Source organism: uncultured Campylobacter sp., assembly GCF_938045205.1.
Lineage (GTDB): Bacteria > Campylobacterota > Campylobacteria > Campylobacterales > Campylobacteraceae > Campylobacter_B.
Genome location: NZ_CALIMY010000100.1, coordinates 25,785 through 47,940, shown reverse-complemented (window position 1 = coordinate 47,940; position 22,156 = coordinate 25,785). Strand labels below are relative to the sequence as shown.

At 47.6% G+C, this 22,156-nt stretch carries 12 protein-coding genes; 5 read left to right on the top strand and 7 right to left on the bottom strand.

The genetic code is table 11. The annotated features are described in order from the left end of the window. Positions 1-27: 27 nt before the first annotated feature. Positions 28-1,644 carry a phosphoethanolamine--lipid A transferase gene (locus Q0198_RS05810; protein ID WP_297896019.1) on the bottom strand — a complete coding sequence of 539 codons (1,617 nt, stop codon included), beginning with the start codon at positions 1,642-1,644 and terminating at the stop codon, positions 28-30. A gap of 207 nt (positions 1,645-1,851) precedes the next feature. Here Q0198_RS05810 and Q0198_RS05805 point away from each other — a divergent pair, with 207 nt between their 5' ends. The 4 genes from Q0198_RS05805 to Q0198_RS05790 all read left to right on the top strand — a co-directional run bounded on the left by Q0198_RS05805 (position 1,852) and on the right by Q0198_RS05790 (position 5,425). Then, positions 1,852-2,355, top strand: a complete 504-nt coding sequence (locus tag Q0198_RS05805; protein WP_297896018.1) for a PepSY domain-containing protein — start codon at positions 1,852-1,854, stop codon at positions 2,353-2,355. Positions 2,356-2,368: 13 nt separating this feature from the next. Beyond that, positions 2,369-2,998 (top strand): hypothetical protein, encoded by a 630-nt coding sequence (locus tag Q0198_RS05800; RefSeq protein WP_297896016.1) that lies wholly within the window; start codon positions 2,369-2,371, stop codon positions 2,996-2,998. Between the two features lie 131 nt (positions 2,999-3,129). Next, entirely contained in the window at positions 3,130-3,792 is a 663-nt protein-coding gene (locus tag Q0198_RS05795; protein WP_297896015.1) for a response regulator transcription factor, read from the top strand. Next, on the top strand, positions 3,776-5,425 hold the full coding sequence (locus Q0198_RS05790; RefSeq protein WP_297896014.1) for a sensor histidine kinase: 1,650 nt from the start codon (positions 3,776-3,778) through the stop codon (positions 5,423-5,425). Before Q0198_RS05795 ends, Q0198_RS05790 begins: the two co-directional genes overlap by 17 nt. Before the next feature lie 559 nt (positions 5,426-5,984). Here Q0198_RS05790 and Q0198_RS05785 read toward each other — a convergent pair. The 6 genes from Q0198_RS05785 to Q0198_RS05760 all read right to left on the bottom strand — a co-directional run bounded on the left by Q0198_RS05785 (position 5,985) and on the right by Q0198_RS05760 (position 19,845). Then, positions 5,985-6,143 (bottom strand): hypothetical protein, encoded by a 159-nt coding sequence (locus Q0198_RS05785; RefSeq protein WP_297896012.1) that lies wholly within the window; start codon positions 6,141-6,143, stop codon positions 5,985-5,987. A 141-nt stretch (positions 6,144-6,284) separates the two neighbouring features. Then, positions 6,285-7,046 carry an EFR1 family ferrodoxin gene (locus Q0198_RS05780; RefSeq protein ID WP_297896010.1) on the bottom strand — a complete coding sequence of 254 codons (762 nt, stop codon included), beginning with the start codon at positions 7,044-7,046 and terminating at the stop codon, positions 6,285-6,287. 134 nt (positions 7,047-7,180) lie between these two features. After that, positions 7,181-8,725 (bottom strand): flavocytochrome c, encoded by a 1,545-nt coding sequence (locus tag Q0198_RS05775; RefSeq protein ID WP_297896009.1) that lies wholly within the window; start codon positions 8,723-8,725, stop codon positions 7,181-7,183. Positions 8,726-9,184: 459 nt separating this feature from the next. Continuing rightward, positions 9,185-10,735 carry a flavocytochrome c gene (locus tag Q0198_RS05770; RefSeq protein ID WP_297896008.1) on the bottom strand — a complete coding sequence of 517 codons (1,551 nt, stop codon included), beginning with the start codon at positions 10,733-10,735 and terminating at the stop codon, positions 9,185-9,187. 270 nt (positions 10,736-11,005) lie between these two features. Beyond that, positions 11,006-16,174, bottom strand: a complete 5,169-nt coding sequence (locus Q0198_RS05765; protein WP_297896006.1) for an alpha-2-macroglobulin family protein — start codon at positions 16,172-16,174, stop codon at positions 11,006-11,008. A gap of 47 nt (positions 16,175-16,221) precedes the next feature. Beyond that, positions 16,222-19,845 carry a transglycosylase domain-containing protein gene (locus Q0198_RS05760; protein ID WP_297896004.1) on the bottom strand — a complete coding sequence of 1,208 codons (3,624 nt, stop codon included), beginning with the start codon at positions 19,843-19,845 and terminating at the stop codon, positions 16,222-16,224. Positions 19,846-19,886: 41 nt separating this feature from the next. On the opposite strand from Q0198_RS05760, the gene Q0198_RS05755 reads away from it, so the two are divergent. After that, positions 19,887-21,941: an ATP-dependent helicase gene (locus Q0198_RS05755; RefSeq protein WP_297896002.1), complete on the top strand. Its 2,055-nt coding sequence runs from the start codon at positions 19,887-19,889 to the stop codon at positions 21,939-21,941. Positions 21,942-22,156 lie beyond the last annotated feature (215 nt).

The window sequence follows — 22,156 nt, the reverse complement described above, 5'->3', positions numbered from 1 at the left end:
ATTTACGACGAAATTTAGCGCAAAATTCTAATTTTTCACTCCGCTTAAAATATCCAAATCCTTGTTATACACCTTGGTATCTACTTCAAAAATTCCAAGCAGCGTGTGAAAAAGATTATCGTGCGAAAAAGCGTCGTCCTTATGCGATTTAAGCGCGCTTAGATCGTATCTTTCGCGCATTTTTCCCTCACCTAACCAAACTATCGCACCGATATGCTTTTGCGCCTCGGGAGCGAAAAGATAGGGCATACCGTGCAGATAAACGCCGCCCTCGCCGAGGCTCTCGCCGTGATCGCTCATATAGATCATCGCCGTTTCATGCGTCTTAGAATACGGCTTTAAAAAATCTATAACCTTGCTTAAAAAATAATCCGTGTATAAAATCGCGTTATCGTAGGCATTTGAAATTTCTTGCTGCGAGCAGTTTTCAAGCTCGTTATCGCGGCAAACGGGGCTAAATTTTTCAAATTCTTTCTTATAGCGCTTAAAATATGCAGGCCCGTGATTGCCCATCTGATGCAGCACGATTAATACATCTTTGCCCGCGTTTTCGGCGATAAATTTATCAAGCCCTGCGAGCATCCCCTCGTCCCTGCACTCTACGTCGCAGATCGGATTATTTTGCGGAATTTTAAAATCCTGATATTTTACGCGCAGCGCCACACCTTTGGAATCGGAATTGTTATCGCGCCACAAAATCGCCATGTCATCAGCGCGGCTTAGTACGTCCAATACGTTTTGCTCCTCCGCAGCCTTTTCTACGCTAAATTCCTCTCGATTTAGCAGCGAAAACATGCACGGCACGCTTTGCGCCGTCGAAGTGCCGCAAGAATGGGTATTGCTTAGGCTTACGACGCCCTGCTCTTTGGCTAGTAGCGGATTAGTATCTCGCTCGTAGCCGTTTAGTGAAAATCTATCCGCTCTCGCCGCTTCGCCCACGACTACGACGACGAGTTTTTTTGGACTTGTGGAATTTTTATCGATATGCGCGTCCGTAGCGATTTGCATCAGAGGCTGCGAGCCCTGCTTTTTAGATTTTGCGATAAATTTAACGCCGCTGTAGATCCAATATCCGGGATTTGCGTAGCTGCGTAAAATTTTATGCTCTCTGAAAAATGACGCGTAGTATTTGCTAAATCCAAAAAGCAGCGCCGCGATGATCATTATGCAAATGCCCGCTGTTTTGAGCTTAGCTAAAATTTCAAATTTAAGTGAACGATAGCTAACGTGCGAGCGAGCAATCAGCACGCAGGGTAAGACGCCCAGCACCAGCACGTAAATCGCTAGTCTCGGGCTAAAAAGATCCGCCGACTCGGCAAAGTTCGTCTGGGCTGCGTTACGGATCATCTCCGAATCGATTACGACGTTATAGCTATCCATGAAATACGCCGTAAACGACGAAATAAAAAAGCAGATCATCAAAATCGGCTTGGTTGTATAACGCGAGCTAAAAATCGTAAAAAATAGCGTCAAAAAAGCAATCAAAGCCACCGCGTCGCAGACAAGATAGATAAAATTTAGCCCCGAGATTCCGTAGGCGTTTATGATATTTTTAAAAAACGAGAAGTTAAAAAATGCCACAAAAGCAAGCGAGCTTAGAAAAATAAGCTTCTGCTGCGACGGATTTTTAAAAAAGCTAGGCACGAAGCGTTCCTTGAGATAAAATTTCAAGTTGAAATTTTACGGCGTTTTGGTAAATGCTCGGAAATTCCGCACTTCGTATCTCACAAATCGCAGCAAAATTTTTGTGAAATTTTAAAATTCCGCGCGTATTCATCTTAGCTTCATCTTGGAATTTTAAAATTGCGCCATCCAAAATAAAATTTGGAAATAAAATCAAAAGGATTAAAGATGAAAAATCTTAAAGCTTTAGGCGCGCTCGCCGCTACATTCGCCCTTGTAGGCGCATTAAACGCAGGAAACTTTAGCGAAAAAGATGCTAAAGTTTCATTCGATCAAGCGATAGGGATCGCACAGCAAAACTTTGGTGACGCGACTATAAAAAGCGTAGAAATCGACGATGAGCACGGAAGGCTCGTCTATGAGATAGAGTCGCATAAAGAAGGTAGCGAAAACGAGATCAAAATCGACGCTCAAAGCGGCGAAATTTTAAAGACTCAAACGCAAAAGAAGCTAAAGCCTAGTAAAATTGATTATTCGCAGGTCAAAATCAGTGCCACAGACGCTCGCGCCAAAGCACTTAGCGTAAACACCGGCTGGGATTTTCGCGAGGTTGATTTAGAAAGCAACGGCGGTAAGCCTGCATACGAAGTGAAACTGCGCCAGGGCATGAGCAAAAAAGAGGTGCTAATCGACGCTGCTACGGGCGAGCAGATCTTGCAGCGTCAAAAATAAGCAAAGGCGTGAGATGAAAAATCAAAGCTTAAAGGGTGGAGCAGATAACTCCGCCCAAACTAGTGAGGCTTTGGACGCTAGAGATTTTAGCATAAACGAAAACGCTGACTATGGCGCCCAAAATGTAGACGCGGCTAAAAATTTAGATGAAAATGCGCAGGATTTTTCGGCAAATTTAGCAAGCGAAACAAGCGAGCGGAATCTCGCGCCCTGCGAGCAAAATTCTAAAGATTTTTCTAGCATGGAATGTTGCGAAAATCAAAAAATTTCTGCGGATGCGAAAGATTATAAGGACGAGCGGAATTCTTTGCAGACGCAAGACTTATCAAGTGTACGAAATTTCACTAGCGAGCAAAATTTCGCCGATACACAAAATTTTTCTGATACAAGTAATTTCGCAAGCGCACGAGATTATGCCAGCGCAGCAAGCTGCGCGGAGGTTTGTAATTCTTGCAAGCCAGTGCTTTGCAGCCACTGCAAACGCGAAATCGCTAAGCAAAATTTCAAGCTTGGCTGCGTAGGATTTGGGCTTTTTGCGCTAAATATCGCAGCAGGCGCACTAAATTTTTTAGGGCGGTTAGGAAGCGTAGCGGATAAAAAGGCAAGCGAGATTAGAGCTAGGCAAAAGGCGCCTGCGAATTAGCGCAGCTCCCAACGCTACTGAAATTTAGTGGTGCATAAAGCGAGCAGGTTTACACATCCAAGGCGCCGCAAAATTTATACGTTTTTGGCTAAAATGGCGGATTAGAATTAGCAAAATTTTAAAGGAGCACTTTGAAAATTTTACTTGTCGAGGATGAAAAAGATCTAAATCAAATCATCGCAAAATGTCTGAAAAAGGACGGCTACAGCGTAGATTGCGCCTTTTGCGGCAAGGAAGCGCTAGAGTTTTTGGATGTCGCAAAATATGACGCTATCGTGCTTGATGCGATGATGCCTGTGATGGACGGCTTTGAGTTTTTGAAGGTGGCGCGGGCGCGCAGATTGGGAACGCCGGTTTTATTTTTAACTGCGCGGGACGCCAAAGAAGATATCATCGCAGGGCTTGATCTGGGCGCAGACGATTATATGGTTAAGCCCTTTGATTTTCGTGAGCTTTTGGCGCGACTTCGCGCAATTATCAGGCGTAAAAACGCTACTGCGGATAACGAAATTATCATAGGGCAAGTGCGCCTAAATCTAAGCAAAAAATCGGTCGTCTGCGCGGGTGAGATAGTGGAGCTAACGGGTAAGGAATATAGAATTTTAGAGCTTTTAATGCTAAATCGCGGTGCGATTTTAAGCCGCGAACAAATCGGCGAGAGCATTTGGGATTTTAGCGACGAAACAAGCTCAAATGTTATCGATATTTTAATCAAAAATATCCGCAAAAAGCTAGGCGAGCATGGCGATATAATAGAAACGAAGCGAGGGCTTGGCTATGTCGTGGCAAAATAGCAAGATTTGGATTAAAATTTCGGCGATTGCGAAGCAGATTTTTGCCGCTACGGCGCTTTTCATATTAAAATTCGTGCGAAATTTTAAACAGAATTTTACGCATAATTTTGCGTGTTTAAAGAAAAGCTGCAAGAAAAATTCCACGCAAAATCTGGCATCAAATTCCGCGCCGAATTTTGCTGCTACAAGCGCAACGCCTGATCTAGCGCAAAATTCTAATAGCGTTCTCGCGCAAAGTCAAGAACAAAATTTCGCGTCTAAAATCTCGATAAGAAATTTTACTCAAGCCTTAGTCCTTGCATTCTCAACTGCTAAAGAGAATTTTATCTCGCGCGCGCTACCTATCAGCCTACGCGTGACGCTTTATTACAGCGTATTTATTTTGGTGCTTGCAGGCGCTATTATCGGCATTTGCGGCTATATTTTAGACGAAGTATCAGGAAGCTCCGTCAGCCAAAAAAAGCTTGCCCGCTTAGTGCAAAAAGCCGCGCGCGAGGGAAAATTTAAAAGCTTTGATGACGGTGTATTTTTCTACGAGCATGACGGACAAGGCGGCGTGATCGCAGGGTTTGTGCCTAAAGGCTTCGAGCCCGCGCTGCCGCTCTCGCCTCAAGGCGCGCGCGAGGTGGAGCTTGACGACGATGAGTTTTTCTATTACGACGCGCAGATCAAAGGGCGCAGTGCATGGATACGCGGCGTCATCGCAGTTAGCGAGTTTGAGCTTGCGATGAAGCGCGTGATGCTGATCGCTCTTATCCTATCGCCGCTATTTGTGGTGCTCGTCATCTACGGCGGCTACGCGATCATAAAAAGAGCGTTTAAGCCCGTGCGCACTATGTCGCGTACAGCTAGCGAGATCGGAGCTAGCGGCGATTTTACGCGGCGAATAGAACTACCGCGAGGCAAGGATGAGCTAAGCGCGCTCGCAGCTACGTTTAATGAAATGCTAGCATCACTGCAAAGCGCGTTTGAGCGCGAGCGGCAGCTAAGCGCCGACCTTTCGCATGAGCTACGTACGCCCGCTGCCGTCATACTGGCTCAAAGCGACTATGCCCTAGCCTATGAGCAAGACGCGAGCGAGGCGAAGGAGAATTTCGCTGTCATAAACAATCAAGCGCGTAAAATTTCGGCGCTAATAGAGCAAATTTTAGAGCTTGCCCGCTTGCAGCGCGGCGCGCGTTTGGCACCCGTAAGCTTAAGCAGAATCGCAAACGAGTGCGCGCAAGACTTTCAACTTTTGTGCGCACAAAAAGGGTTAAGTTTTAGCTCGCAGATAGCCGAGGGCGTGCACGTAAACGGCGATGAGCTACTTTTGATCAGGCTGATTAATAATTTTTTAAGCAATGCTTTAAAATTTACGCGCAGCAGCGTCGTTTTAGAGCTTTGCGTCAGTGCAGACGCGTGCGAACTTAGCATAAGCGACGATGGAGAGGGCATTGAGCCTGCTTTGCAAAATAAAATTTGGGACAAGCTCTATCAAATAGAGCGCTCCAGAAATCGCGAGCAAAATAGTGGCGCGGGGCTCGGGCTAGCCATCGCCTCACAAATCGCAAAAATCCATGGCGCGCAAATTTCACTACGTAGCAAAGTAGGACGCGGAAGCAAATTTAGCGTAAAGTTTAAGAAGGTTTAGGCGGTTTTGTGGGCTTGGTGGCGTAAAGAAATGCTGGGCGGCGAAATTCTTAAAATTTTATCGCCTATTGTTGCTTAAAATTTAACGGCTATAGCCGTATATAGAGGCGATAGTGTAATTTTAAAATTAGGCCGGCGTCGCCAATAATATTGGATGATTTTTGCGATAGTCGTGCGCTTTTAAATTTAAATGGGCCAAATTTTAAAATTTAGTTTTACCGCGAAATTCTGCGGCGAATTAATAAGGCAAGGCGCGGCATTTTGCCCTTAGGCGAAGTGATAAGGCAAGCGCTTTATAGCTTAAGTGGGCCGGCGCGGGTAATTTAAGAATTTTGAGATATGCGGTAAAATAAGCCTTCGCTGAAATTTTACGGCGCAGTATTACAGAATAAACCTTTACTAAAATTCTAAGACGCCACATTCGGTTCTAGAGAATTTGAATTTAGGAGTATTTAGCGACAGAGTAAAATTTAAATACGGAGCAAAAAAAGACGGACTTGAGATTTAAGGCCGCCTACACAAGCGAAATTTTGTCTTTTTGTCTGTTTCATCCTCGCAGCTTACGGCGATATAATCAAAGCCGTTTGCCTTACCTCGCCCCATGAGGCAGCCCCGTCGTTTATCAGTATGACTCTACCACGCTCGTCTGTCTCGTATCCGTAGCGGGTGCTGTAGCCAAATTTTACGCGGGTCTTGCACGGCGGCAGGTTAAATTTCACTAGCTCGCAGCGGGCTACTTTTTTGCGCCATATTCGTCGCAGAACATCGCGCTTTAGCCGTACGCAGTGCTATCAAAAATTAAAATTTCCTCGCCCGTTTTTACGCATTTTATTGCGAACTTGCGAGGCATGAGCTCGTCCTCATAAGTCTGCGGCGATAGACTTTTCTAAATTTTTCGCCCTGCCTAGGATCGTTATGGCTCTGCGCTCGCATATATTTACGCACCTGTAGCAAAGCGTGCATTCATCGCCGAATTGCGCCTTTTTGCAAGCGAGCTTTATGTTACGCATCGGGCAGGGTTTGACGCAAGCCCCGCAGCCGCTGCATCGCGATGGATCGAGGCTCGGCTTGCGCTTGGCAAAGGGGCTTTTATCCCAAATTTTCATCCAAAGTCGCTGTCCTAAAAACCCTGCGATACGACAAAGCGCGCCCAGCCCCTCTTGCGGCGGACGGCCTGCGCTAAGCGCCTCCGCAACGCGTCTGACTTTAGCGTCCGCCTCTTTGATTATGCGCTCGTTTTTCGCTCGCGAGTAGCCAAAAATCGCCACGTCGAGGATGAACGCGGGCATTTTGATATGAGCGCCGCCCGTTATATTTGCGCCGAATTGTTTTAAAATTCTAGCCGCGCACCCTGCCCCGTCGCCGCTGAATATCTCCATCGTAGCGAAGATGAATACGTTTTTGCCGCTAAAGCTCGCGCCGTTTCGGTAGAGGAAGTCGCGCACGATACGCGGCAGGTCGCTAAAATAGACGGGATACGCCAAAATAATGTCATTGTGGCATTTTAAAAGCTCGCCGCAAGCCTCGCTCTCGATCGAGACGCAGACGCCGCCAAGATGAGCGATGAGCCTACCCACGCAGTGCTTCGTGTTGCCCGTGGCACTAAAATAGATCGCTATCATACCCGTCTCCCAGACTATGCGAATTTCGGTGAAATTTAACCCTTACCGAACGAATAGAATTTTACGCTTTTTTGCATAAAATTTTAAAATTTAGACGTGACGGCGAAATTTAAATATGCCGTCGCGCCCTAAATTCAGATATTTTCTGCCGCCACCATGCCAAAAACCATACAATCAGCCATGCTCATAGTACCGAGCCTACTTGCGCCGTGAACGCCACCGGTGATTTCGCCCGCTGCATATAGCCCTGCGATCGGCTCGCCGCTAGCCGCGTCAATAACCTGGGCTTTGGTATTGATCTGCACGCCGCCCATGCAGTAAAGAATTTTCGGGCTTGTTTGGCACGCATAAAATGGAGCTTTTGATACGTCGATACCGCCTACGTCGGCTTTTGTCAAAGGCTTGCCAAACTCCGGGTCACTTTCTGCTTTGACATAGCCGTTAAAATCCGCGACGGTTTTTAAAAACGGCTCCAGCGGAATTTTATAAAATTTTGCAAGCTCTTCCAAGGTATTAAATTTTTTAATTGAGCCTGCTTCTACGCCTTTTGACGTATAGACCGGATTATTTGCATCAACTGCGGCTTGATCGCAGATATTTACGGGATAGTTGTCGTTATTTTCGCTCTCCGCCATGCATTTAAAGATCGCTTCGGTTTTGATCTTGCGCCCGGCGTGCTCGTTCATAAAGCGTTTACCCGTCTTTGGATCGACAGTTAGACCATAGTCGTTAGCGCAGTGATTTGAAAATAACGCAGAAGTACCAAATCCCTTCTCGCTAGGATTGGTATAAGGATTTAGTTGAATCCAGCTGAGTTGCAAAGGATTCGCACCTAACTTCATCGCCGCGATAAGCGCACCTGCGGTAGCGCCTGGTTGGCTTACGGTTTCGATATTGTCTTTTAGATACGGCACCTGCTGAGCGCGAAACCACTTATCCGAGCTGTATCCGCCCGCAGCCAAAATGACGCCGTCTCTGGCTTTAAAAAATTTTACTTCGCCGCTTTTGTTTTCTCTGTCGTCGCTAGAAAGCTGTGGATCAAATTTATACTCCTCGCGGCATTTCACACCCACGACGCGACTGTTATCGTCGGTTACGAAGTCGTCAAATTTCGTGCGCTTTTTGATTACGGCATTTGCATTTTCCTCGATCGCCTTATGCATCGGCTGGATGTAGCCCGAGCCGCTAGCATTTTTGGCCTGTACGGCGCGCTTTAGCGAGTGTCCACTGGCAGATATCACCTTGCCCGAAAACTCCACTCCGATGCTTTTTAGGTATTCAAAAGCGTCGCCTGCGCGGTCGTAGATGACGCCTAGCAAATCTACGTGATTTAAATTTAGCCCGTCTTTTAGGCAATCTGCGATGAAAGCCTCCTTACTATCCGTGATACCCGCAGCTTTTTGGAATTCGTTATTTGGCACTGCCATATTGCCGGCGTTAATGACGGAATTGCCGCCCGCACGGCCCATCTTTTCGATCATAAGCACTTTTTTGCCGCGCTTAAGAGCCTGAAGTGTCGCCATCGAGCCTGCAAAACCGCTACCGATAACAACAACATCGTATTCTTCGTCAAATTTTGCGTCTTTGGTGTTTTGCGTTGCACTCGCACTGCTTGCAGTTAAAGCCAGAGCTCCCGCCGCGCCGATTTTAATAAAATTTCGTCTTGAAATTTCTTGCATTTTTTGCTCCTTGCGTTGAAATTTTATAGATTATACACCCACGTAGCGAAATTTAAAATTTAACGTAAAGACTTAGTGATAGAATTTTAAAAATTTAGAAAAGAAAATTTTAAAAGCGCAAATTTAAAGCGAATAAACTCCGCTCCGCTAGCCGAAGTCTAGGCGTAAATTTTAAAATTTACGGCGCACGGATTTGCTCGCCGCCTGTGCGAAATTTTGCCGCCGCTATAAAATTTTAAAGTGCGCGGTATTCAAATTTAAAACTCGCGTCGCAGAATTTCAAGCGCTTTAAATTTTAAAACGCTTTGAAATTCTACGGCACGCTTTGCGGCTCTGCTTCTAAATTTTAAAGGCGCACATAGTATTTCGGCGCAAAGCACATACCGCTACTTCGCGCCAAAATTTAACAAAGCGTGCGTTGACAACCGCTTCGCGCCGAAATTTCGCAGGCGCTTAAATTTATGCTCCGATGCTCTCGCCCGCGATCATTCCGAAAACCATACAATCAAGGATCGCGTAGGTTCCCAGTCTGCTCGCGCCGTGCACGCCGCCGGTTACCTCGCCCGCAGCCCAAAGCCCCGGGATCGGCTCGTGAGTAAGGCTCGAGATTACCTGAGCTTTGGTGTTAATCTCGAGCCCTCCCATCGTGTGGTGCACCTTCGGCATCGTGCGGCTTGCGTAAAACGGCGGCTTGGAAACGTCGATACCGTCCAGCTTATCGACAACCTTGCCGAATTCCGGATCTTTACCCGCTTTGACGTAAGAGTTATAATCCGCGACGGTCTTTAAAAACGGCTCCAGCGGCAGATTGTAAGCCTTTGCAAGCTCCTCTAGCGTGTCAAATTTCTTCACAACGCCCGCTTCCAGCGGTCTTGAAGTATAGACCGGATTACGCGCGGCGACGGCTTGAGAGTCGCAGACGTTTACCGGATAGTTGTCGTTTTTCTCGCTTTCGCCGATAACCTTAAAGCAGGCGTCTGCCTTGATCTTGCGCCCTGCGTGCTCGTCCATAAAGCGTTTACCCGTCTTTGGATCGACGGTAAGACCGTAGGTGTTGCAGCAGTGGTTGGTGAAATTTACTGCGGCGCCGAAGCCCTTCTCATCGGGCGAGCAATATGGAAGGAACTGAATCCACGATGTAAGAAGCGTAAATGCGCCGATTCTATTTGCCGCTAGCATCGCTCCTGCCGAGCTTCCCGGATGGTTGGTGCTGTCTATGCTAGGCACTACGCGCGGATCTTGGATCTGGCGGTACCATAGATCGCGTCCGTATCCGCCCGAGGCTAGCAAAACGCCGTCTTTAGCTTTATAGCTCTTTTTCTCGCCGCTTTTATTTTCCAGATCGTCGCTAAAGAGCTTCGGATCAAATTTATACTCCTCGCGCGCTTCTACGCCCACGACGCGGCCGCTGTCGTCCACAATAAAATCGTCAAATTTCGTGCGGGTCTTGATCGTGACGTTAGGATCGTTTTGAAGTTTACCCATCATCGGTTGGATATAACCCGAGCCCGAGCCGTTGGTTGATTGCAAGCTTCTTGCAACGCTGTGGCCGCTTTCAAAGATCAACTTATCGCTAAACTCCGCTCCGCAGCCCACCAAAAGATCCACCGCATCGTTGCTGCGATCAAACATCACGCCCAAAAGATCGGTGTGGTTAAGCCCGAGCCCGTCTTTTACGGCATCAGCGATAAAAAGCTCTTTGCTATCTTTGATGCCTTGTGCGACTTGAAATTTATTCATCGGAGCAGCCATATTTCCGCCGTTGATGACGGAATTTCCGCCCGCGCGACCCATCTTTTCAAGCACTAGCACCTTTTTGCCGCGTCCGCTGGCTTTAATCGCCGCGGCAAGTCCCGCAAAACCGGTGCCGATGATGACGATATCGTATTCCTCGTCAAATTTGACGTCCTTGGCGTTTTGTGCCGCGCACGCACTACTAGCTCCCAGCGCAAGCGCCCCCGCACCCACTGCGCTGATTTTTAAAAAACTACGTCTTGATACGTCTTGCATTTGCAACTCCTTTAATTGAAAGTGTATATTTAAAAGAAATGATAACTCGAATTTAAAGGTAAGTCAAATAGAATAACGTTATAAATAGATAGTAAAAAGCTATGAAATATGGGCATTGATATAAAATTTTGAAATTCGGCGGGCGGGCGGAATTGAAATTTTAAAATTTTATCAGGCGTTCGTTTACAAATATCTGTCGAGCATAAAAGCGCTCGGCACAAAAATCGCAATAAATGCAAAATCCGTGCCGAGCCTTAAAATCGCTACGCCTTAGCGAGCGACTTTAAATTTAAGCGTTTGCAGATCGTAGTTATTTACCTGCTCGTATTGCATATCCTCGATAGAGATCGCAGGAAGCGCGCACGAGCCTGCCATAATCACGTTTATTGGCGTATAGATGACGCCGCTACTATTCTCTCCGTCTCGCGGATCATAATAGAAATAGCCGCTTTTTGGAAAGCGAAGCACTCGGTCATACAGATACTCCGTGTGTTCTAATGCCACGCTGTCTTGCATGCCCTCGACTCTAGCCTGCGCAGCCGAGCCTAGGCGCTCATTGACCGCCTCAAAGCAGCTAGGCATAGCCTCGTCGATTACGAAATTATAAAGATAATAATTCGCTCGCCAGCTGATCTTAGAGTAAATTTTCTGCCCTACTTTAAGCTTGTTTAGATCGACTATGTTGCCGCGAGCATCTATAAATTCACGATAAATTTCAATCCTTTTGCTATCCATAGAATGGGCGTTTAGGCTCTGTATGCCCAAAGCCTCATGCTTTAAAGGCGCGCTTTCATATCCAAAGCCAAGAGCGGTAAAAAATAGCTCGCCATTGCCGCTCATCGGCGTAAATTCTATCGCGCCGTCTTTAACCGCGAGTTTGGTATCCAGCGGCGAATTGAAATTTTTCGCCTCGCCGTCGTATTTCAAAGCAAAGCTAATATCTTTTTTCGCGTCCTTAAAATACGCATCAAATCCGCGTATTACGCTCGCTCGCTCCTGCGTGTTGTTTATATTTTTTAGATCGCGAATGATCGCATCGACCGTGCGAGCCGTGCTATCGTCTTTGATGCCCGCCTTGCCGAATGCGTAGAGCTTAAAGGCAGCGTCTCTTATGTCGCTAGCAAACGTCAAGCCCGCTCCGTCTTCGGCGTAATCATAATCCATTTGGTTTATTTTTTCACGCATGAAGTTAAATTCGGTCGTCATATTGTGCTTTTTAAGTATCGCAGCCATAGCGATGCGAGCCATCGGCGAGTTGTCATAAAGGCCGTTGTCGTAAATGAAATTTATCTCATCGTCATCCAGCTTGCCGTATTGATCTAGCACGAAATCCGCATATACTCGAAGCGTCGCTTGATCTTCGTAGTCTGATTTTAAGGCGCTAAATATCAGCGATCTTTGCTTATTGCTAAGGAATTTATAGCGCGCGTCAAGCTCTAGTAAAACGTCGCTTGCGTAAATCGAAGCGTAGTAATTAGTAACGCCGTGAGCACTCCAGTAGCCGAAACTGCCGCTAGGTTTGAGGCGAGATAGAATTCTACTTGCATACTCGTTTACGCGGTTGGTTAAGGTTTTATTGGAGTCTTTGCGTGCGACATAATCAACCGCTACCATCTTTGAAGTAAGCTGCTCGGTGCAACCGTAAGGATAGAGATATAGCTCGTCCGCTAGGCTAAAAGCATTAGGCGTAGCGCTGATGTGAGTATAAATTTCTTTATAACTCGGATCGATTTTGAGCGTTACCGGCTTATCGCCGTAGCTTACGTGAAATAGCTTCGAGCGCGGGAACTGGCTGATTATGTCAAATTCTACATCGTTGCTAAATTTCTGCCCGTTTGCGTCAAGATCAAATTTAATGTTCGCATCCGCAATATCAAGCGCGCTCGCGGTGAAGTTCGTATGCTTGACCTCAAGCGGTTTGAGCGTGAAATTTGCCTCACCGCCGCTTATAGCGACCGAAGGAGATGAGCTGATTTTCAAGACCGCCTTTTGCTCTTTGTCGGTGGTGTTGATGAGCGTTAGCGGCACGGAAATTTCATCGCCGCGTACCATGTAGGTTAGATCGGCGGGCTTTATGATCACGTCGTCTCGAACCTTAGCTTCGACGTTTGCCGAGCCGATCGTAGCCGCCTCTCCGATCGCCATAGCGCTTAGGCGGACTATGGAGTTAAAATTTTGCGGTAGCGCGAGATCAAATTTCGCCTCGCCGTTTGCGTCCGCTTTTGCGATCAGCATCTTGATAAATTTTTTCTGCTTTTTATTTTCGACAGGGCTTAAATTTCGTTTAGCCTTCGCCATCACGCCGTCGCCGCCGAAGCTTAGCTCTTTGGCTATGGTTTGATACACGCTAAGATCGTCGTAAATATCGAAATACTGCATCGCAAAATACGCGCTAACGTCGAATGCCCCAAACGCGTCGAGCTCGCTTTGCGAGACGATATCTAAAATTCCAAGATCGACCGCGTAGAGCACCACTTTGGAATTCGGCTCGCTTTTTACGCTGATCTGCGCGTTTTGCCCGTTTTTGTAGCTTTTCTCGGCTAGGATTTGCACGTTAGCCTTGTGCGAGCTCGCATCTAGCGCCACCGGCACGTTTGCATAAGCTCTAAGCGGCATAGCAGCAGGTGTCGCGGCGCGCGCGATTACAGCGTTGATGTGTCCGCCGACGAAATCCTCCGGCACGCTAAGCTCAAATTCCGCGCTACCGCCTTTTATGGATAGAATTTTATAGTCGTAAACCTGCTCGCCGACGAGCGAGATATTTAGCACGCCGCTTTCTACCGGCGAATTGATGACGCCTTTAATTTTATCTCCAGCTTTAACCTTGTCGCTTGTGAGTTTGATTTTAGCGCTTTGCACGTCTTTAGCGTTTACCCGTCCATAATATCCCCAGCCGCTTACGTCCACGCGCACGCCAGCACTCGCGCCGCTTGAGTAATCGTTTGCGACGATTAGATAATTGCCGCCGTTTTGGAATTTGTACTCAAACTCGCGCGCATCGGTGCTAACGGCGCTTACGAGATTAAAGCTTTCTTGCTCGACGTATCTGTTGCCGTCATAAACGTAAGTAAAATCGTCGCGGTAAATTTCAACGTCGATCTTGCCTTTGACGTCGGTTTTGGTTTTGGAATCTAGCAGCGCAAAGCCGAATTTTACGCTATCGCCGCTTGATATGAAATCCTTGCTCGCGCGAATTCCTACGATACGATCATAAGGCAGATAGCTTAGGTTGCGATATGCACTTACGTTTTTACCCTCCTCGGTTACGCTGAAATTTAGTAGAATATTTATGGCGTTAGAGACATTAAGATCAGCTGCTGCCGGCGAGAGTGCAAGCTCTTTTTTGCCGGCGGAGCTTAGCGTAAATTCTGCTCTGCGAAGCTGCGTAGCACCCTTTTTCTTTAAGCGATCGTTTAGAAACGAAAAGCCCTCGTAGCCTTTAATTTTTAGCTCTTTTTCATAGGCGTTTGCTTCCAGCGAGCCTTTCAAATCTCCGGCCGGCGCGCCTGCAAGATAGTTTGAGCTTAGCTTTAAAGTTATGATCTCATCTGCGCCGTATTCGTCTTTAGCAGTTAAAATTTCATTTTTGATGCGGTTTGGGACGAAATTTTCTACGCTGAAGCTTTTAGAAGCGATGATTTTGTCCTCATAGATGAGATCTAGGCGGTAAGTGCCGCTTTTCTCGCCCATCAGCTCGTCGATTTTAACGCTGCCGAACTCATCGGTATTTTGCGCGCGCGTGATGACCACAGTGCCGCTAGGATCGTAAATTTTAAATTTAATCGGCGTATTTTTTAAAGAGCTAAAATCGCGATTTTTCATCACGATCGTGCCTAAAAGCCGCTCATTCGGGCTTATCAGCTCGCTTGCGAGATAAACGAACGGACGCTTTGCAGTAATCGTTTTCTCGACGCTTGCAACAGCATTATTAAACAGTACGAACGCATGCTCACCCCCCTTGCTAATCTCGATAGAGCGCGGATTTTTGGCTAGAATTTCCATATTTTCTAATCTTAAAATTCCATCTCCGTCCGTTTTATCCTCTACGATTAGCTCGTTTTTATCGCTGTAAATTTTAACCTTCGCTCTGCTTAGCTCCTCGCCATTACTAAGCCTAGAAGTATAAATTAGCGCGCCGCGCTCAAGCAGCACCACTTGAGCCGTAATGTCGCTAAGATAGGCTACGCGCGAAACCTCTTGCATCTTTTCGCCCACTTTGTAAAACGCCGTGATTTTATAAATTCCATCCTCGTAGCCTTTAAAATCCATCGCGATTTTATGCTCCGCAACGGCGTTTTTAGCGCCTCCTATATCAAAGCTCTTAACCGCGATCTCGCTAGCTAGCCCACCTACACTATCTTCGTTGCTTTCAAAGTTTAAAAAATACCTAAAATTTTGCTCAGGAACTTTGGCAATCGAAATTTTAACCTCATTTACGTTTGAGCTTTTAAAAGCTAACGAAGCGGATTTTGGGATAAAATTTTTCTCGTCGCTAAAGGCTACGAAAGGCAGCCTGTCGCCCATTTTTACGCTTTGTTTGATCTCGTCACGCAAGATATATGAGCTATCTCCGAAGCCCTTTAGCAGCCTAATCTCGTAGCTTTTATTCGGCATAAACTCGTCGCTTACTATATCTGCATAGTAGTAGCATGAAGGATCGTCGCTTTCGCCGCCCTCTTCATCTTCGTCGTAATAATAATATCGCGGCTGAGTGAGGCTAAATTTACTCACGCCTGCGATTCTTATGTATTTGGCGGACAGCTCGTCCATATAGTTAGGAAAACACACTCTAGCTACGAGTGAGCCGTCTTTTAGAGCCGCGGGGCGGATCTGCACGCCGCTTAAATTTGAAGCGTTAATGCTGTCGTTAAAAGGCTCCTCGTCCGTGCGCAGCTCCACCGGATTTTGCAGCTTTGCGCCTGCTTTTGAGGTGAGGGATTCTATTTGCAATACGACGTTTTGTGCCTTAGGATCGAAGCTGAATAAAAAATTCCGATCATCGTGCGAGCTAAGCTCGTAGGATATGTCGTTTTGGGCTAAATTCTGCGCGCGGTAAATTCTAGTCGCTTGCTGTAGCGCGTCCTTGCTAACCGCATCGTTAAATTTAATTGCCACTAGCCCCGGACGCAGAAGCGCGATATGCTCGGTGCTAAAAGGCTCTGTCTCGAACTCAAAGCGCACCCCGCGCGCCTCGCACGAATAATTAACCCCGGCGCTAAGCATCGGCTTTGGATAGAGCCTGATTGAGCTCTCGCTCACGCTTTCATAGGTGCCCGTTATTTTGGGAGTGCATTTTAAGATCTGCTTTTGCGTGACACTAAATCCACTGCCGTCCACCCCGCTAATCTCGTAAGCCCCGCTAGCGTATTTGATCTCTACGCCCGCGGCAAAGCTAGCCAAAGCGCAAAATAGCGCTGCGCTTAGTAGTTTTGTCTTCATAAAATTCCTTTGCAAAAATTTTACGAAATTATATACAAATTAACCTTTTATTTTCTTTCATTTACTCTAAAATTTGCTTTAGCGAAATTTGCATTTTCGTCCAAGCAGCCAAGCTCGAAATCCCCTGCTCCAAGACTTAGCGTAAAAGCCTCACCGTTAGTGCGCGCAAAATATTCTCCCGTTTTAACTTTAGAATTTGTAGGCGCTAGGCTTTGCGTGGTGAAATCTCGTGCCGCAGAATTTTGCTGCGAGGAATTTTGATCTGTGAAATTTTTCGCTGTGAAATCTTGAGCCTCCGAATTCTGCTCTGTAGAATTTTGCAAGATAGAATTTTGCGACGCCAAATTCCGTGTGACTGGATTTTCAGCTATAAAATTCAATCCCGCAGAATTTTGCTTCGTAAGATTTTGTGATTTTAAATTCTGCGGCGCTGAATTTTGTCGCATAGAATTTTGTACCGCAGAATTCTGTTCTACAAAATTTTGCTGTGCTAAATTCTGCTTTAAATTATCTTGCTGCGCCACGTTAGAATGTTCGAAATCCAAATCCGTGGAATTCTCCCTCGTAAACGCGGTGGAATTTAGTGCTATAAACTCCCGCGAACCGCCACTTAGCCTGATATATACGCGCTCGCCGAAAACCGCCGTGCACTGCACCTTTAGCCGCAGCGTGCCGTCCGCGCCGGTCTCGTAGGTTTTGGCGTTGATGTCGTTTAGCACGGGCTTTACGGCGGCAAATTTAGCCGCACACCTTCCTGCGCGCACCTTTTGCGGATCGACTAGGCCGTGTTTTAGCAGATAAAAAAGCTCGCTCGTGCCGTAAATTTCGCACTCCTCGTTGGGCTCAACTCCATCGATCGTAAGATCATCGGCGCTTTGAGCGCACTCCTTTTCGCGGTACGCGTCGGTACATACCCGCCGAAAGCTCACGCCCGCGGGACGCGCAAACTCCGCCTCGCCCAGCATGCCCGATTTATCGAGGAAGGCAAACATATTAAACGCCACCTTCGCCGCACTCACGCCGCCGCTAAGATCTCTAGTCTTGGAGCCGTCGAAATTTCCCAGCCAGACGCCGAGGGTAAATTTCGGCGTGAGCGCGACGGTGTAGAGATCGCGCGCATCGGCGCTCGTACCCGTTTTAAACATCAGCGGCGGCGCGTTTAGGGTATTTTGCCACACTGAGCCGAGATAGGAGCGCGGGGCGTTTCTTAGCATCTGCGTTACGATGTAGGCGCTTTGCGGGGTTAAAATTTGCATCTCATCGCCCGTCTTTGCGCCCGCTATTTCGAGCTTTCGTAGCTTCCCGCCGTTTGCAAACGCGCTGTAAAGGCGAGTAAGATCCATTAGGCTCATCGAAATGCTTCCCAGCGCGATACCCGCGCCGTAATAATCCTTGCTAAACTCCGCCAGATGCACGTTTGATAGCATCTCATATAGCCCGTCGCCCTCAAGCATCAAATTTAGCTTCACCGCGGGGATATTTAGGCTAAGACTTAGCGCGTCGGTCGCGCTCACCGCGCCCAAAAACCCTTGGTTGTAGTTGCGAGGAACGTAGCCCGCAAAGATTATCGGCGCGTCGATCAGCTTCTTTGAAGGGGTGATGAGGCCGCGCTCAAGGGCTTTGGCATAGATGAAGGGCTTGAGCGTCGAGCCTACGTTTTTTTGCGAACGCACTCCGTCGTTTTGCCCCTCATTGGCGCTAAAATCGTGGCTGCCTACATAGGCGATCACCCTCATGCTTTCGTTGTCGATCAGCACGGCTGCGCCGTTTCTAACGCCCTTATCGCGCAGGGAGAGGATCTCACTTTTCAAAAAACCCTCAAGCGCGATCTGGGTTTTCAGATCCAAGCTCGAATAAATTTTACCCTCGTTTAGACGCGCAAACTCCTGCGCTAGCGCAGTTTGCTCCTTGGACTGCGCGCTCGCTTCGGAGCCTGCGGAATTTCCCCGCGATTTGGCGTTTAGATCGGAATTTATTTGCGCCTTAGTGTCCGAAGTGGAATTTTCCCGCGATTTGGCGTCTAAAACGGAATTTGTCTGTATTTTGGCGTCTGGAGTAGAATCTGTCTGAGCATTAGCGTCCAACGAAGCGAAAACCGTCTGTGCACTAGCGTCCGAAACGGAATTTGTCTGCGCACTAAAATTTGCGCTCGACCGCTCGCTAGAGTTTGCATCTGCCTGAAAATTTTGCGGCGGATGCGTGGTATCTTGCTGACTATTTAAATTTAGATTTTGCCGATTTTGCGAGTTTTGATGCGGATGTGCGGTACCGACGACATTCTGCCGCTTGTTTAAATTTATATCCGCACTCGGATTTTGCGGCGAATGCTCGGTTTGCCCTTTATCCGAATCCGTATCCGCGCTAAAATTCTGCGGCAAACGCACAGCGCCTCGTCGCTCGTTTAAATTTAGACTTTGCGAGTTTTGCGACGGATGTGCGGCATCAATAAAATCTCGCCGTTCATCTAAATTTGCGCTCTTTCGTTCATTTGGTTTTACGCTTTCCGGTTCATTCGGTTTTACGCCTGCCTGTGATTTTGCGCCTTCGCGCTCGTTTAAATTTAGCCTCGTTCGTTCGCTTAAATTTAAACTCTCCGGCACATTCGTTTTATAATCTGCTTCTTTCGAATCCGCTCCCGCCTGCGCGTTTGCGGCATTTGATAAATTTGACTCACCCTTTGTTGCAACCGTAAAGCCTGATTTGGCACTCGCCGCGTCCGAAAAATTTGACTCTGCTACCGCCGCGGCTCGGCGTGTAGACGAGCTTGCTTGCTCCGATGTCGCGCCAAGCGTGCCTCCCTGCTCTAAATTTTGAGTGAAATTTACGTCATCTTTGGCAGTAAAATTCTGCATTTTATAATTGTTAAACGCTAACAGCGCGTAATGCGGCGCGTAATTGGGCGCTGCGTAGCGTCTGGGCGAAAACGGCTCTGCGAGGGCGCGCTCATACTCGCTCTGCGAGATCACGCCACCCTCTCGCAGCTGCGAAATTAGGCGGTTTTTAAGCGCGTTGATGTTTGATCTACGGTCTAGGCGGTTTTTGTTCGGGTTTTTTGGGATCACGCTAAGAAGCGCGATTTGAGCGTTGCTAAGCTCGCGCAGGTCCTTTTTGAAGTAAAAATACGCCGCAGTTTTGACCCCCTCGATATTGCCGCCGTATGGGGCGAGGTTGAAATACATTCCTAAAATTTCATCCTTGCTGAAGTGCCACTCCAGCTGAAAGGCGTTGAAAATTTCGATGATTTTGTTTTTGTAGCTGCGCTGTTTGGGGCGCATCATACGCGCAACCTGCATCGTAATCGTGGAGGCTCCGACGCGCTCGACATTGCCCTCGCTTTTTTTAGTAAAATTTTGCGTAAAATTATACGTAGCCGCGCGCAGGATCGAGGCTGGATTGACGCCGAAATGGTAGTAAAAATAGCGATCTTCGAAGTAGATCGCGCTTTGTTTCAGCCGCGGCGGTATCTCGTCCGCGCTCGCGTAAAAGCGCCAAATTTGATCGTCGCTGATCTGCATATTTAAAATTTCGCCGTTTCGGTCATATAAAATTCTACTCTTCTGCTTATTTAGCATATCCAAATTTAGCGGATAAAGCGCGTCCAAGATCAAAAACAGGGCGAATGCAAATGCGCAAAATAGCGCGATTTTTAACGTAAATTTTAGAAATTTCATCGCGCAATTATATCAAAGAATTTTAATGATTTTAGGCTATAATGGCGCCTTTTTGCAAAGGAATAATCTTGGACGCTCTAGCTAAGCTAAACACCGAACAATACGCCGCTGCAACCGCTCCTGCCGGACACAATCTAATAATCGCAAGCGCAGGCACGGGCAAAACCAGCACCATCGTCGCGCGCATCGCTCATCTGCTAAATCTCGGCACGAGCCCTAGAAAAATTTTGCTTCTTACTTTTACGAACAAAGCCGCAAGCGAGATGATAGCGAGGCTGCAGCGGCATTTTGATAAAAAGATCACCTCCGCAATCGTCGCGGGCACCTTCCACGCCGTATCCTACGCCCTACTTCGAGAGCTCAGCAAAGGAGTGATTTTAAAGCAGCCCGCCGAGCTAAAGACGCTGCTAAAAAGCCTCGTAGAAAGGCGCAAATTTTATCACGTAAGCGACGCGCGTCCCTATGGCGGGGCGTATCTGTACGACGTGTACTCGCTGTATCAAAACAAGGAGATGAGCGCGGATTTTGCATCGTGGTTTAGCAAAAACTACGAGGATCAGGCGGAATTTGCCGAAATTTACGCAGATATTTTACGCGAGTTTGAGGAGGAAAAGGCAAAATTTAACTACGCCGATTTCAACGACGTATTGCTAAAGATGCGCCGTGAGCTACAAAAGGGCGCGCCGCTGCGGTTTGATGAAATTTTAGTGGACGAGTATCAGGATACGAACTCGCTGCAAGGAAGCCTCATCGATGCCTTTGCGACGAAAAGCCTTTTTTGCGTCGGCGATTTTGATCAGAGTATCTATGCTTTCAACGGCGCAAATATCGACATCATCGGTAGCTTCGGTAAACGCTTTGCGGACGCTAAAATTTACGCGCTGAATATCAACTACCGCTCAAGCTCGGCGATTTTGGCGCTTGCAAATCGCGTCATCGCGAACAATCCGCGCCTTTACGAAAAGAAGCTGATCGTGGGCCGCGAGGGAAAATTTAGCGCGCCTAAGCTGCATGTTTACGACGATACGGCGGCGCAATACGCCCACGTAGCCGCACAGATCGCGCAAAGCGGCATCCCGCGCGAAAAGATCGCCGTCATCTTTCGCAATAATTCCAGCGCCGACGGCGTCGAGGTCGCGCTTAAGGAGCTCGGAATCGGTGCGAAGCGAAAAGGCGGCGTGAGCTTTTTTGAAAGCCGCGAGATCAAGGCCTTTACGGACATTTTCGCGATGATAATAAACCCAAAAGATATGATGGCATTTATGAGCACGTGCGAATACGCAAGAGGCGTCGGCAGCGCGCTAAGCAAGGAGCTTTTCGATGCACTGATCGCGCTTGGGCACGGAAGTATTCACGCAGGGCTTTTGCGCCCCGACGAGAGCGTTAAAATTTTTGAAAAAAAGAGGAAAAACTATCAGCTCGGGCTTTTTGACGATGTGGATATAATCGGCTCGGTATCGCGCTTTGAAGCTTTGGAATTTGACGAGTTTTTTCGCTCGCATCCGGTGCTAAAACATAATAAAATCACCGAAGGCGGTGCAGTGTTTTTGCACGAAATTTATAAAATTTTCAAAAAAAGCGGCTCCGTTGCAAGGTCTGCCACGCTGATCTCGCAGATCAAAAACTCGCGCCTTTTTGCCCTCGTAGCGGACTTTATCGCGACGAAACGCGCGACGCTAAAAAACGGCAAGATAGACGACGAGCGCAAAAAGGACGAGACCGCGCACATCTACGATAAATGCGGAATTTTAGAGCAGATCGCCGGCAAATACGCGGATCCGCAGAGCTTTTATAATTTCATAACTCTGGGCGCAAAGGAGATGAGCGAGGGCGAGGGGGTAAATCTGCTCAGCGTGCACGCAAGCAAGGGGCTTGAATTTTGCAGCGTCTATCTCATCGATCTGGCGCAAAACCGCTTCCCGAACCTCAAGCTAATGGCGATGGGCGGCAGCCTGGAGGAGGAGCGGCGGCTATTTTACGTGGCGGTTACCAGAGCGCGCGACGAGCTGGTGCTAAGCTACGCGAAATTTGATAAGATCAGAAAGATTAATTACGAGCCGAGCTGCTTTTTAAGGGAAGCGGGGCTGGTGAAGTAGGCGAAATTTTGCTCGCTAAATTTGAAATTTCATTTTAGCGCGGACGGATCGTTTGGGTGAGAATTTTACTCCTTGCATACGCCTGGTGCGCCGCCCTGCTTCTTTATCGGATTGCTGAAGTAAGAATTTTGCCGCGTGATTTTTGCAAATTTTGCGATTTGTAAATTTTTGTGGTGCGGGCGCTACGACGCCAATATGAGCGTGATTTTGCGTAG

Bases quoted from the DNA above. Each gene is read 5' to 3' on its own strand.
- Q0198_RS05790 (WP_297896014.1), top strand. From the start codon at position 3,776: ATGTCGTGGCAAAATAGCAAGATTTGGATTAAAATTTCGGCGATTGCG.
- Q0198_RS05755 (WP_297896002.1), top strand. From the start codon at position 19,887: ATGGCGCCTTTTTGCAAAGGAATAATCTTGGACGCTCTAGCTAAGCTA.
- Q0198_RS05805 (WP_297896018.1), top strand. From the start codon at position 1,852: ATGAAAAATCTTAAAGCTTTAGGCGCGCTCGCCGCTACATTCGCCCTT.
- Q0198_RS05775 (WP_297896009.1), bottom strand. From the start codon at position 8,725: ATGCAAGAAATTTCAAGACGAAATTTTATTAAAATCGGCGCGGCGGGA.
- Q0198_RS05760 (WP_297896004.1), bottom strand. From the start codon at position 19,845: ATGAAATTTCTAAAATTTACGTTAAAAATCGCGCTATTTTGCGCATTT.
- Q0198_RS05800 (WP_297896016.1), top strand. From the start codon at position 2,369: ATGAAAAATCAAAGCTTAAAGGGTGGAGCAGATAACTCCGCCCAAACT.
- Q0198_RS05780 (WP_297896010.1), bottom strand. From the start codon at position 7,046: ATGATAGCGATCTATTTTAGTGCCACGGGCAACACGAAGCACTGCGTG.
- Q0198_RS05770 (WP_297896008.1), bottom strand. From the start codon at position 10,735: ATGCAAGACGTATCAAGACGTAGTTTTTTAAAAATCAGCGCAGTGGGT.
- Q0198_RS05765 (WP_297896006.1), bottom strand. From the start codon at position 16,174: ATGAAGACAAAACTACTAAGCGCAGCGCTATTTTGCGCTTTGGCTAGC.